Below are 804 nucleotides of genomic sequence, written 5' to 3'. Positions count from 1 at the left end.
GGAAGCCCTCTATGATCATTAAGGGAAAGTACAAGTAGCGATCCTACAAGGCGAATACTGAGATGATAGAGGGTGGCGGATGAACTCGTATTAGTGTTGAAGCTTCTGTAATGGAAGTGTAGCGAAGGGGTTCAGTTATACAGTTTTCAAGTTTTTAACAACTTACAGAAAATGAGGAGGATTAAAAGCGACAAGACAAAGTCATTACCTATTACCAAAGAGATGGTATGGAAAGCTTACAAGAAAGTAAAGGCAAACGGAGGAAATGGAGGCGTAGATCAAGTGAGTTTAAAAGATTATGAACAAGACTTGGTAAACAATCTCTATAAACTTTGGAATCGTCTAAGTTCTGGGAGCTATTTCCCACCACCAGTTCGGGAGGTATTGATACCAAAATCCAATGGTAAACAACGAAAGTTAGGTATTCCAACTGTAAGTGACCGAATAGCTCAGGAAGTATTGAAGAGCTATCTGGAACCACGAATGGAAGCCCTATTCAGCGAAAATTCTTATGGTTATCGTCCAAACAGAAGTGCCCATCAAGCCCTAGAATCAGTACGTACAAACTTACTGAGTATGAGCTGGGTGATCGATATGGACATTAAAAGTTTCTTCGATGAAGTAGATCACGAACTTTTAATGCGTGCATTATCAGTACACGTAGAAGAAAACTGGGTGAAAATGTATGTAAAAAGATGGTTAGTAGCACCTCGTGAAACATCAGAAGGAAAGCAAACCATCCCCACAGTACAAGGAACACCACAAGGAGGAGTCATTAGTCCTCTTCTGGCAAACCTTTACTTA

The 804-nt window shown here is 40.3% G+C and carries 1 protein-coding gene; it reads left to right on the top strand.

Annotated elements, in window-relative coordinates; genetic code table 11:
* Positions 1–171 precede the first annotated feature (171 nt).
* The coding region (locus Q0954_RS34140) for a reverse transcriptase domain-containing protein (RefSeq protein ID WP_299466619.1) at positions 172–804 on the top strand (633 nt) is incomplete at its 3' end.

The sequence above is a fragment of the uncultured Microscilla sp. genome, from assembly GCF_947493425.1.
Taxonomy (GTDB): Bacteria; Bacteroidota; Bacteroidia; order Cytophagales; family Microscillaceae; genus Microscilla.
This window is presented reverse-complemented; position numbering and strand designations above follow the sequence as displayed.